We start from the raw sequence: 16,820 nt of genomic DNA, 5'->3' as shown, positions 1-16,820 counted from the left end.
GCTTCAAGCACCTTTGCGGATACCACGAGGAGCCGAACTCCTTAACTTGACAGCAATATCGCCCCGTCCTTCTGCAATACGGCTCAGCCTCTCCCTTAACTCAGCAAAACCTTCCATATTGGGGCTCACCCGATATCGCTTACCATTTCTCAGGTAGATGAAAAAACCCGTCTTCCCGGCAGGATAAGCATCCGTTAGAGACATCAGTTTGGTTATCTTAAAATCCTCTACTTTTAATAAATCGCTTAATTTAATTTCCATTTTCCGAAAAAAATACAAACGAATAATCCCCTTCTTTTCAGTAAATGAAAAAAACTGAACGGTCTGCAACCCATAGTAGATACCAGACAAAAACCATAGGACAAATAGCAACATGACAAAAAAGCCAATCCACATCGCCAGATAATCCTCGGTGAGCGAAGGCGGATTAGTCAGCAGCAACAGAAAATAAAGACATCCACCAAAACAAAAAAGTAAAGCACCGGCCGGTGCAAGCCAAAGCCAAAGCCCGTACCCTCCAAGTGAGATGTCTTCATAATTTTGATTATTTTCTTCTGTGCCAATGCTCATATATTTCATCCCCTAACTTATTAATTACTGTTCCAGGACCAAACCCTATAATACTGCCAGCGACAACGTTCATGCCCTCAAGACCGCCAGGTGCACCAGCTATTGCAGTTGAGAAACCTGCTATGCCTACCTTAACTAAACTGATGGGTTTTTTCTCTTCACCTAACCTGTCTGTAGCCTGATATAGAAAATTACTGCCACTACCCGCCACAAAACTCCTTCTTATATTCCCTTTAAATGTTAAAGAAGACTTTACCCCTGCGACGAATCCGACAAAAGCCCCTATAATTGCACTCCGCCAAGGATGCTCATCCGCTGTTGATTTGGCACTCAAATAAGCTGAAGTTCCTCCTAGTACGGTATTTAATGAATGTTTCCCGATAGCCCATTTTCCTGACAAGAATGAGCTGGTGTAGCTAAGACTATTGAGGATTGAGCTCTTTGTAGTAGCCGTTGCATAACGAGCAGCATGGGCTATACTTGCACCAGAGAAAAGGGACAATCCTTCATCGATAATTGCCGCTTTGTGTTCTGATAGCCCCAGCCAGGTCAGGGTTGACGCGGTGAAGTCCTTAGTATAATAGCCAGACCAGATCTGCCTTGCACCGGCGAGGACATTATCGCTACCGTGCAACCCAATCGCCAAGGCAGGCACCGTGGCGGTACCAACCGATACCTCCTCCATGAGAGCAGCCCCGGTCATTTCAACCAAGCCCTCTACCACTCTTAAGCCTCCCATTAAGCGAGAGCCAATATTCCAGCCCTCCTTTTCTTGCTGGTTCGCTTGTATATATTCTTGCCGTCGGCTATTGGCTAAATACGCTTGCCATCCTTCCAGCAAGTGTTTTGAGTTCATCAGTGTATCGATATCTTCTGTCAATGATGGCACGGAGGATTGCAACGACTGATAACTTTCTTCCTCAAGCTGCTTGGCTAAATAGTTATTGTACACTGCATTCAAGGCAGGTTCCGGGTCAACTACCATATCGCCCTCGGTCGGAATTGGACAATAACTACCGGCCTCGATCGGGGCGGAATCCTCCTCAATCGCTTGTGTCTGCAGCTGTTGATTTTCTCCCCCGGTCGGCGATTCCGTCTCAGCGGCTACCGCAGTTTGTACAAGCGTATCTCCCAGCGCATCGCCCAGGTTATCGGCCAGCACTTGCCCTGCATCAAAGTGGCTGCCGCTGGCGGCGGCCTGCACGCTGCCTGAGAGTAAGCTGCTGGCTTGCGAGCGGATAAAACTTGCCAGGGGTTGCCCTGCCTCGCGGCTTATGTTGCCTACCTGTTGGCTGCCCATCAACCCGCCTACCAGGCCGCGGGTTCCCAGTTCCAGCCAATCAAAATGCTGGTGCTTGCGCAGGCTAAGGCCAATTCCCTGACTCAGGGCATCCTGTGCCATCATCTGCGCGGCACTGCTGACAGAAAAGGTATCGGTTGACCAGGCTTGCAAACCCTGTTGCAGGTTTTGAGCACTGACGCTGGAAGCAACTCCGCGGAGCAATCCTGCAGAAGCTGCCGTCGTCAGCCCCGAAATTAATGCCCCTTTCCAGTCAATGCCGGATTGCAAACCGGTGGCATTAGCCGCCCCCTGCCCTGCAAGACTGCCGACAAAACCGCCGCCAAAGGCCGCAGCAAGCAGGCCAGACGACGTCAGGCCAGCGGCCGCATTGGTTCCACCGGCCAAGGTACCCAGACCCAAGTCCAGGATGCTGCTCAAACCGCCTCCCAACCCTCCGAGGCCTGCTCCCAGTACCGAAGCAATGGCACCCGCCGTCAGCACGGTGGCGACCGTAGCCACTACTGCCACCACCACTTTCGCCAACAGATCCTGCTTTTTCTTCTGAGTGCTGGGCGGCGGTGGAGGCGCTGGCGGGATTGGCGCTGTCGCACTGCTATCGCTGAAGAGATCGCTGCCATGCAACACTGCATGGGTGTTACTGGTTTGATGCGCAGACACCGCAGGCGGTATCATCAAGCGCTGCCCGGCATGCAACTGCCCCCCGCTCACACTGGCCTGGGCATCGGTAATGCCGTTGGCATCGGCAATCAGATACCATAAACTGGAGTCGCCATAGACGGTCAGTGCAATGTCTCGCAGCGTATCGCCTGCCTGCAGGATGTAATCCCCGGCAAACTCCTGCGGTGCATTCGGCAATGTCCCGTCAGCAGGATCTTTTGCGCGCTGCAAAAAGCCGGCAAGGGTCATCAACGGCGATTCACTAAAATTCTTCTGCTGCGAGCCTTCAGGGGTAAATCCGCCATAAATAGTCAGCTGCTGCTTGCCATTATTTTCTAATTGCAAATCTGCAATCGTTTTGCCCGCAACCGTCAGGTAACTGGTTTGGCCTCGTTTATCCCGCTTGGCACGAATCCCATCCAGCGCACTGGTCCAGTAATAACTGCTGTTGGATTGGCCTTGCTGATTGACCTGCGTATCAACCACCTCCTTTAAATGGCCATTGACATCATAGCGGCGGGCACTCAGGCCGCTGCTGCTGCCGTTAGGATCTGAATATAACACCGTATCTGTGGATTGCTGATAAGAATCCCATCGATCATAACAGTAGTAATGAACCTGGGTGGAAGGGCCATTGAGGTAGTTGACCTGGGTAAGCTGCTTTAAATTCCCCACCTCATCATAGAGATAGGCACTGGTACCGGCCATCACCTCAGTATATTTCGACATAATTGTTTGCTGTTGAAAGGTTAAAACCCCTTTCTCATAGGTCATTCGGTTGATGGATTGTGCTTTCCCAGCCGTATTAAATAACTGTTCTATCGTTACCCGACCCGCATTATCATAGTCGATGGTTCTTAGCTTCTTACCGTTTTTATCAAGCCAGATTAACTGGTTACTACGGTTGTAGTGATAAGTATAGGTTTGCTGATAGCCATTTTCATAAGCAGTGGCGGTAACGATATTGCCCAAATCATCATATTCTAACTGGCTTCCCTGGCTGGCAGTTATCTGAATCTTACCCTGGATAAGCTGCCCTTTATTAACCAACAGACGATCATTTTCATCATAACGGTAATACTCGTCATTGACGAGCGGCTGATAACCACTGTAATTGGCAGTCATTTGGGTATGGCGGATATTCCCTATCGCATCGTATTGATAAGCTACCGTGAGTAAGGTGTTATCCTTAGGCGGAAAACGGTTGTCGCTATCCTCTGGACGATGTCGCTCTACCGTAGTCAAACGACCCAAGGCATCGTAAGTATAGACATCATTTTCACGCAACCAGCCATCATCCCCTTTGATGAGACTGGATGAGGATTTGTGAACGACATGCCCTTCTTCATCATAAGCAAAATCGACCACCTCGCCCTGGGCATTATCAACAAACTGCAGCAGCTCGCCATTGCCATTGTAATGAAAGCTCATCGATTTACCCGCACTGGAGCGTTCGCTGAGCAACAAGCCATTCTGGTTATAGCTATACTGGCTCGTATGCCCTCCTAAATCGGTATGCTGCTTAAGCCGGCCGTTTGTATCGTACATCCAGGTTTGTTGGTTGCCCAAAGCATCTTCTTCCAGGATTTTATGGCCAGCCTCATCATAGGTCATCGACGTCACCTTGCCGTTGGCATCACGCCGCTTGACCTGTCGGCCTAAACTGTCATACCAATAAAGCACCGACTCATCCGCCTTGGTCTGTTGGATTAAATGACCCGCCTCGTCATACTTAAAACGCTGTTTTTGTTTCGCGGGATCCAGCGTGTTGATAATTTCCACCAAGCGATTTGCACTATCGTAGACATAATTCGTCGCTCTCCTGGAATTGGGATCGCTGCTTTCATTACGGACGCTGATCAGGCGTCCCAGCAAATCATAATCTTTATCCCGATGAATGCCCCGGGCGTCAATTTCACTGATCACATGTCCCTCGGCATCCAGAACCTTGGCTACCGTATGCCCATTGGCATCTTGCATTGCAATAGCCTGGCCTAAGGCATCATAGGCAAAGTACTGTACCGGATTGATTACATGAGCAACCCCCTGTTCATCATAAGCATTCACTTGCGGCAAAATCTGCTTGACGACTTGATTGAAGGCATTGTATTCATAGCGCGTTTCATAACCCCGTGCCGAACGATGGCTCAGCAGATTGCCCCAGCGGTCGACTGTTTGCGACTGAGTGACTTCTTTTAAGCTGACCACATTGCTTCGGGTCGATGAGTTCTCGGTAAAGTATTGGGTTTGTGACAGTAAATGTCCTAACTTGTCGTAGACATAGTTCTGACGGGTCAAATCATAATATAGGGTGTCTGCATCGTAACGAATAGCCCGCTCAAAGCGTTCAGCTGACAGTTCAATGCCATTTTCCTCATAGTCTGGGCGAAAAGCATTGGTTGATGTCAGTAGCTGGGTTAGCTGCCCCAGCAAATCATAGACATAGATTTCATAATGCCCCTGGGCGTTGGAGCGCCAGACACGGCCTGCGGTATCATAATCAACATGGGTGGTGAGCTGGCCATTAATTCCCTTGGCTGTCACCTCGCCAAAGGCATTATAAACCGCTTCCTCAGCCAATGACCGACCGTTCGATTGGAAGGTAGCCGTACTTAACAGACGCCCTTCCCGGTCATAGCGGTAACGCTTGTCTTCAATCACCGTACCGCCATCTATTTGATGGGAAACCTGCCAGCTTCGGGCGACTTTGCCGTTGGCATCATAACTGTAATTCACCGCATGGTTTAAGCCATCTATCTCACTAATTACCTGACCCTGACTGTCATAGAGGGTATGCGTGGTAATATCGGCATTGGAGGCACCCTTGAGCTTAAATTGCGCCGGAGTAGCCAGGCTCGCACCATTCGCCCAACGCTTGGTTTCCACCAACCGTCCTAATGCATCATAGCCATAAGTAATTGCTGACCGGCCAGCAGTAACAGCCGGCCCCACCTTGGCTGTCAATTGACCCAGCGAGTTATAGTAACAATAGGCCGTATTGCCTTGAGCATCGGTGGTGGAAGTCAACTGCCCCATGGCATTATAGGTAAAGCGCGTGGTTAAATCGCGGGTCAGCGTTTCATAGCGATTGCCAGCGCTGGTTAACCGTTGATAACTGACCTGCTTTAACGTCTTGCTCGTCAGCTGCCCCAAGGCATCGTATTCAAAGCATACGGTGCGATCGCCTGAGCTGGTAGACGCCGCCTGATAATTCGCCTTATTCCACTGGCTTAAGCGATTGGCAAACTGGGTTTCAGACGCTAGCTCGCCGAATGAATCGTAGCCATAGGCTGTCAAGTACCCCTCGGCATCGACAACGGCGGTTTTTTGTCCATCGCGGTCATAGTAGCAATAGGTTTCCATCCAGTCCGCTTCATGACGCCGCACCGAGGTACGGATGACCTCGCCAAAGGCGTTGTAATGCAAACGTGTCAGAGGAGTTAACGTTTCATAGCGGTTGGTTTTGGCATCGTAACTGAGCACCGCCTTGCGGCTGCGTTCAATCAGGCGGTTGTCTTTGTCATAATAGCAGCTTTCCTCACGGTCCCGGCTGCATGGCTGCATCACTTTGGCAATATACTCCTCGGTATACCCCGCCTGATTTGCCAGGAGAAGGCGATTGGCATAGTGGGTTTCGCAACTCAAATTCCCCAGGTTATCGTACTTAAATCCGGTTAATTCGCCCTCCGCGTTGATACTGAATAGAACCTGGCCTTTAAAGTCATATACCCAGTGGCGCCAGTTACCGGCGCGATCGGAACAGGCAATCATCTCACCAAAGGCATTATAACGGATTTCTTCCGTTAACATTTGCGCCAGCTCCTGGCGTGAGCTGGAGGCCTGGTTTCCTGCCTGGCTGACCATTACCCCAGGATAACTGGTTTTAATCTTGCGGTTGTTGGCATCATAGCTATAGTGCGTAGTTTGTTTCAGCCCCTCCGCATCCTCAATGCAAGTAATCAGGTTGCCAAAACTATCATACACATTACGACGAGTAACCGAGCGGCTTGCCGATTGCCAGCCAGCTCCCTGATGGCTGGTAATAGTTGTTACCGGGGAATGAACCGCAACCAGTTGGTTTGCCTGTTCATATTCATAACGCCACACGGCCTGATTCGCCTCAGTCTTGCTGATAAGATTATCATTGCCATCATAAGCATAGCTAGTGGTCTTTGTTCCCGCCTCGATTTTGGCCAACAAGCGACCCAAGGCATCATAGGTGTAACGGCTAACGCGATCCAGGGGATTATCTGCCACACCCTGCCAGTCATTATAACCCAGCTGGATTCGCTGTTGATGCGCCACTTCAGCAACCACATTCCCCACCGCATCATAACGGCGCTTCATCACCCGTCCTTCGGGGCTGATACGGTAAATTTCCCGCCCGGCAGAATCATAAATAAAGCGGGTTATCCTATCTTCATTTGAAGCAGTCAACCGGGTTTGCCATTCCTCATTCACCTCGGCACCACGGAACAAAACCGCGTAGCGGATGGTCGCTTGCTGATGGCCCAGCTTATCATAGCAAAACCCTGTAGCAATGCCGCCGGGGCTTAAACTGGCGATTAAGCGGCCAGCCTTGTCATAGGCATAATGGGTTGTCTGATCCTGTTCATCGGCAATTAAATGGGCTTCGATACTCTCCCGATCGCAATATGCAGGGCTAATTGTTTTGGCATAACGGGTCGAAGCGGTCAGATGGCCTGCCTCATCGTAATGAAAAGCAGTCACAGAGCCTACCGAATCCATCTGGTAACACAGCCGATTCAAGCCATCATACGCTAAATACTCCTCTCTAGATCCTTCTGATTCAGGAAAGGGAAAGCGACCTGCTTTTAACAAATCCAGTGAGATTGCATGCGCATAGTGCGAGATTCGAATGACATTATCATTTCCATCATAAACATATCCTGTGGCAAACCCTAAGGCATCATAATGGAAGCGCAGCCGCCCTGCACCGTCAAAATCACGAAACTCATACTGATCGGCTCCATCCGGTTGGAGCACAGAAGCCAAGGCCCCTTCACTGTAGTCACTTAGGGAGTCAATACGGTTGGCGTAGCGGATAGTACGATATTCATTACCAAGTGCATCATAGCGATGCTCAGTCACCACACCGCGGGGATCGATCTGATAACGGCAGCGATGATTGGCATCATACACAAAATGGCTACTTTGATTATTCGCATCGGTTGTAGCAATTAAATTATCGTATTCATCATAATCATAACGGCTGGTCAACTTAAGTCCTTCCGGATCAAGAATAGTGGCCGTACGCCGTCCCAAGGCATCCCATTCATAGGCAGTAACTTTATCCTTGCCACCCGGATTATGTTCCGTTTGATTGAGCAGCAGCCCGCGTTCATCATAGCTAAAGCTGGTGACAAGCTGAAGGCCATCAGGATCGATGCAAGTCTGCACCAGACGGCCTGCCGCATCATAGGAAAATTGCTTGCAAAGCCCATTGGCCTCAATCACTTCCAGCTGCCGCCCAATACCATCATATCGATAAGTCGTTGTCAGATTTAACCCTTCAGGGTCAATGGTTTTGGTCAACAGGCGACCTTGAGCATCGTAAGTAAACGCAAGCGTTTCTCCTCCAGCCTCCTGCTGCCAGGTTAAATGGCCTGCGGCATCATATCGATAATCAAGCACCTTGCCTTCCGGCCCTTCCACCTTCACCAGCTGCCCATCAGCATCATAGGTATAACGGGTTTCCTGCTTATTGCCATCCAGGGTAGTCAGGATATCGCCAAAGGCATTCAGTCTATTGATGACCTGCCCTCGTCCGCTGGTCATAATGGTGATGCTGTTATTCTTTGTATCATACTGGTAGTGCCTGCCCAGAACCCTGTCTGTGCCCGATTCACTCACCATCCGGCCAAAGGCATCGTATTCTATACGCAGTCCCTGCCGCTCATTATCGCCACTAAAAATAGCCAGTACCTCCCCCCGCTTATTAAAGCGGTAATGCTGGCTCTGCGGGCCGCCAATCACTTGTTCAAGACGGCCAAATACATCATAGCGGGCCTCCACAGTGCGGGCGATGCCCGTTGCATCTTCGAGAGTATGGTAGAGCAACCCGCGGTGGTCATAATGATAGCGGTTGATGCTCTCATGCGAAGCATCAAGCCGTTGGCGCTGCTCATCAAGCTCACCAAAGGCATTATAAATCAGTGTGGTTTCCCCCTGATGGCCAATGGTCTTTTTTATCATCCGGCCCAGGGTATCATATTCAAACTGACTGACTTCGTCGTGGTGCGTATCCGCTAATGACGCAAGGGAAGCCGCAAGTGCCTCACAGGTAAATGTATCGTAAGAGGGTTGCAGTCGCTGGCTATAACGAACCGTTGTCGTGACCTGGTGAAAAGCATTGTACTGGTTTTCCGTGACTTCACCTTCGGCACTAATCGTATAAACCAGGTAGCCCGCCTCATCATACACATAGCGGGTTGTTTGCTTCAAAGCATTGGTTTTGGCAATCAACCGCCCGGCTGGATCATAAGTATAGTGCAAACCATGCTGCTGCCAAATGGCGTCGATCTCCGCTTCATTCAAGCCCGCTTTAGCCTGAATCAAGGCCGCTCCTGCAGCATCCAGACTTTGAACCAAGCGTCCCATGGCATCATAACGATAGCATTGCTGCCGCGCCTCGTGGGTTTTGAGATCCATGGCAGTTTTTTCAATCATTAAACCGGCTGCATCATAGCGATAGCTGGTCAGCAGCCCCGTAGGCGATTGTTCTTCAATCAGTTGGTTCAAGTCATTGTAACAGTAACAGGTTACCTGATCGCTAACCGACTGTTGCGGTCTGATATCGTCGAGGGTGCTGTCAGGACCAATGACCGGATTGCGAAGCGCCCTTGCGAACTGACGTTTTTCAACTAACAGGCCACGTTCATCATAACAAAATTCAGTGACATAACCCTCCGCATCAATTGTCGCCACTTCAAGGCCTGCCGCATTGTACAAATGGTATGTATGGATGTCGTTGCCAGTGGGGGAAGGTTCCTCCCAATCGCCGGTAATCGGGCAATTGACCCGGTTAAAATAGCGGCAACTCTCCAGCAAATGCCCTTGTCTGTCATAACGGTAGGCAGTCACTGCCCCTTCCCCGTCTACTTCCGCCTGCAGGCGTCCCTGGCTATCGTAAATATAGGATTGGGTACGGTCATTACTCGATGTTTGTGGCAAAATGGCATCAAATGCAAGAGGCTCATGCGGCCAATAGCCGCTCAGCCGATTCGCAAAGGCTGTCTTTTTAATCACCCGCCCGTCAGCATCGTAATCATAGGCTACCACCGCCCCTTGGGCATCAATGCGGTAAGCAACCTGGTTAAATGCATTGTAAATAGTCTGACTGATACGATCCTTATCGCTGCTTTTCGGCCTGATAGTTGCAAACTCTGGTACGCCACTTTGCCACTGACGGGTATCAAGCACTTGAGCATAGTCAATCGTTTGCAGCAAACGCCCTTCTTCATCATAGCGGTATTCACTTACCAACCCTCCTGGTGCAACCTTTGCCTGCAGTCGGCCTGCCTGATCATAGAAGAAATAGCTCTGCTGCCCCGTGGGACTGGTTTCTGATTGCAGGCGTCCGGCCTTATCATAACGGTAGAGGGTTTGGCCGTAGACATGGGTGCTGTCAGCATATTGGGTAGCCAGTAACAGGCCGCTATGGTCATAGGTGTGAACGGTGATTAATCCATTGGCATCCGTCTGGATGATGCGTTGATGTGCCGCATCATAGGCAATCGACTGTTTATGCTCCTGATTGTCAGTCGTTTGGATTAACCGTCCCAATCCATCGTAAGCATAACAGGTACGGCTTATCCGACCATCAACCGGTACCTCCCTGACTATCAATCGGCCGGCTGCATCATAGCAGCTTCGGCTCACAACGGCACCCTCAGATACTCCTTCCCCCGCAGCATTAATATGAGTGTAATGGATTTCTTCTGTCAATTGGCCCCGCCAATCATAATGATAAGCCACCAGACTAATAGCCTGCGCGTTTTGCCGGCTAACCCAGCTTGTTAAATCCTGCAGCGTGATGCGTTGGGTATCCAGCGCATTGTGCTCGAAACCAGCACGCAAATAATAACGGCAACTTATCTTTTGGCCTTCCTGATTGTAACGGTATTCGCTGACGCTGCCATCTGCGGCGATCTGGAAGCGCAGATGCCCGCGTTCATCATAAAGCCAATAACGTGTCTGGGGCTTGGCGGGATGATGCATTCCATCAAACACCTGATAGCGGGTTTCTGTCAAGAGGCGATGCTCCGAGTCAAAGGTGCGACGAACAAGCTGCCCTGATGGCTCCTCCGTCTCGATACAATCCCCCGTTTCATTATAGCGAAACCGCCAATGCAAATTACCCTGGTCGACTCCCACAAGATGCTGGCCTTCATAATAGTAACGACTGCGCACCCCCTGCGGCCCGTCAATGCCAATCAAGCGAGACTGCTCATCGTAACGGTAAAGCCAGGATTCCCCTGAACCATTGGTCACCCGTGTGCCATCCCCCAGATAATCATAGCGGCTAACCCGTCCTTCACCATCGCAAAGCAGTTTAACCCGGCCCTCACTATCGTACTCGATACGTAAGCTGGTACCGTCAGATTGGCGAATCCCTGTCACCAGGCCAGAGTCGTCCAAATAATCATAAGCAATCCAATAGGATTGATTATCGCCTAAGTCCCGACTTACTTTCTGCAGTCGTTGATGCGCATCGTATTCATAATGTAGGTGGTGAATGAGCTGTCCTTCACTGACCGCTTTAATATCACGTAATAATCCGTCTTCAAATGTCCAGCAAACCGTTTGCTTCCCGCTGTTATCACGCAGGCTGGCTAATTTCCCGTCCCGGTATTCAAAAACCACCGCATGGCCGTCACTATCCGTCAGCGCAGTTAACTGCCCCTCAGCATTATATTCATAACAGCGCTCGCTGCTTCCCTCACGGTAATGCCAACCCCGTGCATCATAACGCAAACTTGCGGTTGAACCATCGCTCGGTAAATAGCATTGCCGGTTTGCGTCAAAACGAAACTCGCTTTGGTGACCGTCCTCATCCACACGAATAACAGAAGATCCCGCCTGATTCGCCGTCCCTGAGAAAATAAGCCTGGTCTGCACATTAAAACACCACTGACTTGCACTATCGCCAAGCGAATTATAGGTTTGGACAAGGTTAATTCCTGACCCGGCGGTCGCTAAAAAACCATCTGACTGGCGCAAAACCAGGTTTCCGTTCGCCACATTGACGTAAACAGACTCCCCACCCTGGCCTAATGCAGCAATCCCTTGAAGGCCATAGCCGCCTAATTGCCCCAGTGAAGAACCATGAACGCCCAAACCCCCGCCAGTAATTATCTGTGTCATCCTCTTCCTTCTTCCTTTTTCAACCAACCTGCATCACAGCTAACTGAATGCAATATACTGGCGACTCGCCGCCAGGCCGATTCTTGAGGCGTAGATAAATAACCTCTTCGCCAATCTTCTCTGGTACCATCTCCGCAATTAACTGATTATTCTCCAGACGGAGCCAGGATGGATATTGATGACCCTCGGCAAATTCAACGGTATAGGGGATTTCTTCATATTCTGGATAAACATCCCTATTCGCAACAAAATCATAAAAAAACTGTTGTCCGGGATAAATCACTGGTAACTGTAGAGCGGGATCTTTAAAATGAGGGTTAAGCCTTTCATCAGGGGCTATTTTTAAAGGAATTACTACAACATCAGAATAACCACCAACTGCGCTATTTACTCTCAGGCTGACCTTGTATATTTGCCCTACTGAATCCTCAGGAACCATCCCATCCAAGGCCAGTGGATTAAAGTAAGATACTCGCAGCCAGGGGGCCTCAGGCTCGACCTTAACAATAATAAGTTGCAAATTGGCATCATGGGCAGGGTCGATAATATAATTGCTCAGATCTTCTTCTTTTAATTCCACTCCAGCCACACCATTGAGTTCAAAAAATCTGATTTCCGGTTTCTTCTCTGGATCAGTTACCACCTTAACGTTGATAGTATGAGGCGCTGAATCACCGCCACTATTTGTAGACGCTATTAGACTGATTGTCTTTTCCTGTCCTGCTTCATAGACCGGAGGGATACCCTGCAGGTAGTTCGCATCCTTTGTAAGTCTTAACCAATCAGGATGCGCTTCGTTTTTATCAATACGAAAAGTGATTTGATTATCTACTGTCAAACCTGTTGAGGATTCAATCAAATCCAGTAAATTAATACGATAGGTTTTCTCTGTTATCGCCGATGCAATGACAGGATGCTCCTTAAAAACAGGTTTATCCCTGAGGTTGGTCGCCACATTAATGGTTAACGTTACCGGTGAGGCAGAACCAAAACCATTGCTCGCCCCTATTCGGAACAGGTAGGTTCCTGGCTTTGCTGGCTTTCCGGCAATCGCATTCGCCGCTTTATTAAAACGCAAACCATTTTGCTCCTCAGGTACGACTGTCACCGTCACCGGACCTGCCTGCAGATTTTCATTAAAATAATTAATATAGTTAGCAAGGTTTAAATTAAACGGCAGATTGGCAGTTGCCTTCTGCTGCGGCATGGCAGCCATGGAGAGGGGATGAGGCACGACCTGTACCGCGAACAGCGGGGATGCGGCTTGAAAATGGGCGCCGTGGTCACCATACAGGTAGTGGCTATTAAATATCACGTTACCATAAAGCATCTGGTTGACTGTGGTACCACTAAAGTTAACGGCAAGATAACAAGTGCCAGGCAGTAAGGCGATTCCCAGGGCGCCGGTTAAATAAGGACAGGTTCCGCTGAGGTAACTTAAGGTAACTCCCGGGGGCATTTGCCAGTCGTAACTGTATATCTTGGTATCATGCGAATTGATTGTCATTGCCAATGTCAGTTGCAACCGCTCTCCTTTAACCACTTTCCTTCCTATAGGAGCTTCTATAAACCGCATAAAGGGAACAGTAGGGTTAAGCATCGCCCCAACTTCAGCATTAGCCGCCGGTGAAGAACAGAGGATAGATGAATAAAACAGGAATAGGATAAATCCTGCTAAAAATAAAGATCCATTTTTCATTGAGAATACTCTAATCAATTATTGCTAACTTAAAACGAGACATCCTCAACTGAAAAAATTGAGCTGATTTCCATCGCGACCAAACTTGCTATATTCATTGTAAAACTCCATTATTCCTTTAGCCATTCCAAGGCCAGAGCAATAATATGCAAGCACCTGCATCAAGTCAATCATAGAAATCAGTACAATCTGAACTCATTATGCTACTGTTGATAGCTTATAAATCTTGTTGATTTAAATAAATAATTTTTGGATTTAATTTTTAATTGCCGATTGAAATTTTTATTAAGACTTCCTTAATACATTAAGGATATAATAAGAACACTTTGACTTTTATTTAATAGGAAAGGCTGTGGGTACACCTCAATTTCATTTTCTCTATAGTGACAAGCCAGAAGCAATCACCACCAAAGAACCACTTTTGGAGCAGATACAAAATTTTGCAGCCATTGGCTTTAGTAAAGCATTTAAATCCTGTGTCGATGAGAATGCAAACGACATCAAAGAATTGAGTGATTTTGACGGCAACCGCTTTAATGAGGACTACCTTCGTCTTTTAGACAAGTTACTTGCAAGCTTTCCCTCTGATAGCGAATCATTACAGACAGTTGAAATCCGCAAGGCTCATGCACTGCATCAAGACTATGCTCGCAAGGAAGTAAAGGGTTACAGTACACTGCCAGCGATATCAAAAGATGCCACCCTCTATGAGAACATCCGTACACGCATTAATGCATTCCGCAATGAGCTGATCAAGCTGCGTGACCAGCAGTTGGCACATAAAGCCGAAGCACTCAAAGCAGAAGCAATTAAAAAAGCTAAAGAAGCCCGAAGCACCTTCAATCAGGTGGAGACGCTTTTTAAGCAGGCGATTCCCCAGGATCCTGAAGCGGCAAAACAAAACATAGAAAAAATAGCGATGTTGATCTCTTCTCTAAAAGAACAGCAAAAACAAGTTGCAACATTATCCCAACAAACAGCACAGTACCTGCAAACTTACAAGGACAGTACCGTTGCAAAACAATTTTCTGCAATTATAAAAACACTCAATCTCCTCATTGAAGAAATTAAAGCACTGTATACCAAGGCAGAGCAACTCCATCAGGCAGCAGAATCATTAAATGATGCCAAAAAACAAGCAACTGCCGCCTTTAACCTTGTCGTTGATATCCACAAGGCAGCACTGGGCAAAAGATATGATGAGGTTGCCGATGACATCCGGGCAATGGAGATGCAAATTTCGCAGATTAAAGCGCAACAAGAAACCATTGATAAATTAAGCACACTTGATATTGAAGGTTCACAGGATATGCTTAAGGAGGCTGAAACAATCGGTTCAATGAGTACTCAAGCAGAAAACCTCCTGGACGCAGTTAAAGAACATGCGATGCCACCGGCTGCAGCAGAAACGATAGAAAGCCCGAAGGAACAAAACACTGAGGCTAGCCCTGTTGGCGAAGATAATTTGAATGAGATTAAAACAACACGTTTACAAACAGCCATTTCATTGGTAGAGCGCTACCGCGATTCGCTTTTGCAGGAGCAAAAAGGGGTTGGCTATGCCCTTAAATTTTTCCATAGATCCCGTAAGGATGCCAAAATTGCTTATTGTGACGCGTTGATAGAAGACCTTAAGAAAGTAAATCTTGAGCAAACAACTGATAGCTTAACAGATATTATTAGCAATGCTCATAATAACGCCCGCGAGAGTTCATCAAACCGCCATGCAATTACTGCAGGCGGCAGCTATATCGGCACCAGCCGCCTGCTTGCCATTCAGCGTCTTTTAGGGATTGAGGAAGCCTGGAATGAGAAAGGGAAATCCAGGTTTCTTGGTCGTAAAACCGCTTCTGATTTTCATGGGTTAAAAGCAACGGGGGTTATTGACAATATGCAAGCTATTAAAGATTTTTATGCCTGCACAAATGCCCAGAACGAAGATGACAACGCGTATGGAAATATTATGCGGACAGGTAATACCCTCTGAACAAGTTACAATTGCAAAACAAAAAATATAGCCTAATTATCGATAAATTCACGCAGGACATCTCGCGTGAATTTATCCCACCCGGCTATAACCGGCATCCACAAATAAAGTATGCGCATTGATCATTTTTGCTTCCGGCAGACAAAGCAGATAGATGGCATCAGCAACATGTTCGGGGTTCAATGGTTCTGCGGATAAGGCATGGGCATGGTATTCATCCAGCAGTTGCTGGCGGTTGGGGAAATGCTTGAGGGCATCGGTATCCACTACTCCGGCTGACACCGTATTTACGGTAATGCCATATTCGGCCAATTCAAGGCTTAAAGAGCGCACCAGTGCTTCTAAAGCGGCCTTGGAGGCACCAATAAACGCATAATTAGGGATAGCTCGATGGGCACCCAGGCTCGATAAGGCCACTACCCGGCTATTTACCGGCATCAGATCCCGTCCTTCGCATACCAAATGGTTCAAGGCCAGGGCATTTGTTTCCATGCACCAGCGCCAATGTTTGGTTGACATTTTCAGTGCGGACTTTAAGACACCACTTGCAGCATTGCTGATGAGAAAATTCAATTGGGTGAAATGTTGGCGAAATTGCGCGAACATTTCTTTAACCGATTGCTGATCGGCAACGTTTGCCTGAATTGCTATCGCCTTGCGCCCTTTTTGCTGGATTTCTTCTACCAACGCTTGCGCTTCATCTGAACTGTTATAATACACGATGGCGATATCAGCACCGGCTTCTGCTAATTTCAGTGCTGTGGCTTTACCTATTCCACGCGCTCCTCCGGTAATCAGGGCTACTTTATCAGCAAATAGCAAACTCATTAACACATCCTCTCAGGTTAAAAACTCATCAAACTACAGTGAATGGGCGAATCTGTCAATTAGATAAACAAATAGAAGCAAGGCCTACGCATGAAAAAATTCTTGACTTCTACGTTCCGCGGTTTATCCTTCCAATTGGCCCTAAGTTTTTATTGACAAAACATTTTTGAACATTTCTGCAGCAATTCCTAGAGCTTGAAATCCCAACCACATTGATTTGATGCCAGGTGGTAGGGATTTTTTTTGTACTTTATATCCACCCATACGGGCAATTTGTATAATAACTTCTGCTAGAGCAGCGATCGATTAAAATTTAAACAGATCGACATTTGTTTAAAATTATGATCAAATGCATACATTATCTACTATAAGGGTTATGTGTGTCATCT

5 protein-coding genes are annotated in these 16,820 nt (G+C 48.1%); 1 reads left to right on the top strand and 4 read right to left on the bottom strand.

Features of this window, described 5'->3' with window-relative positions:
- Positions 1 to 3 precede the first annotated feature (3 nt).
- From E1O65_RS07185 to E1O65_RS07175, 3 genes are read right to left on the bottom strand one after another with little or no spacing between them, the layout of a single operon-like run.
- Positions 4 to 570: a hypothetical protein gene (locus E1O65_RS07185; protein WP_133132922.1), complete on the bottom strand. Its 567-nt coding sequence runs from the start codon at positions 568 to 570 to the stop codon at positions 4 to 6.
- Positions 545 to 11,917 carry a hypothetical protein gene (locus E1O65_RS07180; RefSeq protein ID WP_133132921.1) on the bottom strand — a complete coding sequence of 3,791 codons (11,373 nt, stop codon included), beginning with the start codon at positions 11,915 to 11,917 and terminating at the stop codon, positions 545 to 547. Before E1O65_RS07180 ends, E1O65_RS07185 begins: the two co-directional genes overlap by 26 nt.
- 19 nt (positions 11,918 to 11,936) lie before the next feature.
- A complete protein-coding gene (locus E1O65_RS07175; protein WP_133132920.1) occupies positions 11,937 to 13,616 on the bottom strand; it encodes a putative Ig domain-containing protein in 1,680 nt (559 codons plus the stop codon).
- 352 nt (positions 13,617 to 13,968) lie between these two features.
- On the opposite strand from E1O65_RS07175, the gene E1O65_RS07170 reads away from it, so the two are divergent.
- Positions 13,969 to 15,603, top strand: a complete 1,635-nt coding sequence (locus E1O65_RS07170) for a hypothetical protein (RefSeq protein WP_133132919.1) — start codon at positions 13,969 to 13,971, stop codon at positions 15,601 to 15,603.
- A gap of 72 nt (positions 15,604 to 15,675) precedes the next feature.
- On the opposite strand, the gene fabL is transcribed toward E1O65_RS07170, so the two are convergent.
- A complete protein-coding gene (gene fabL, locus E1O65_RS07165; protein ID WP_133132918.1) occupies positions 15,676 to 16,431 on the bottom strand; it encodes an enoyl-[acyl-carrier-protein] reductase FabL in 756 nt (251 codons plus the stop codon).
- Positions 16,432 to 16,820 lie beyond the last annotated feature (389 nt).

The sequence above is a fragment of the Legionella sp. W10-070 genome (genome assembly GCF_900640175.1).
Classification (GTDB): Bacteria; Pseudomonadota; Gammaproteobacteria; order Legionellales; family Legionellaceae; genus Tatlockia.
This window is presented reverse-complemented; position numbering and strand designations above follow the sequence as displayed.

What these genes read in the sequence shown, in the direction of transcription:
- E1O65_RS07185 (WP_133132922.1), bottom strand. Translation starts at nt 570, where the DNA reads ATGAGCATTGGCACAGAAGAAAATAATCAAAATTATGAAGACATCTCA.
- E1O65_RS07180 (WP_133132921.1), bottom strand. Translation starts at nt 11,917, where the DNA reads ATGACACAGATAATTACTGGCGGGGGTTTGGGCGTTCATGGTTCTTCA.
- E1O65_RS07175 (WP_133132920.1), bottom strand. Translation starts at nt 13,616, where the DNA reads ATGAAAAATGGATCTTTATTTTTAGCAGGATTTATCCTATTCCTGTTT.
- fabL (WP_133132918.1), bottom strand. Translation starts at nt 16,431, where the DNA reads ATGAGTTTGCTATTTGCTGATAAAGTAGCCCTGATTACCGGAGGAGCG.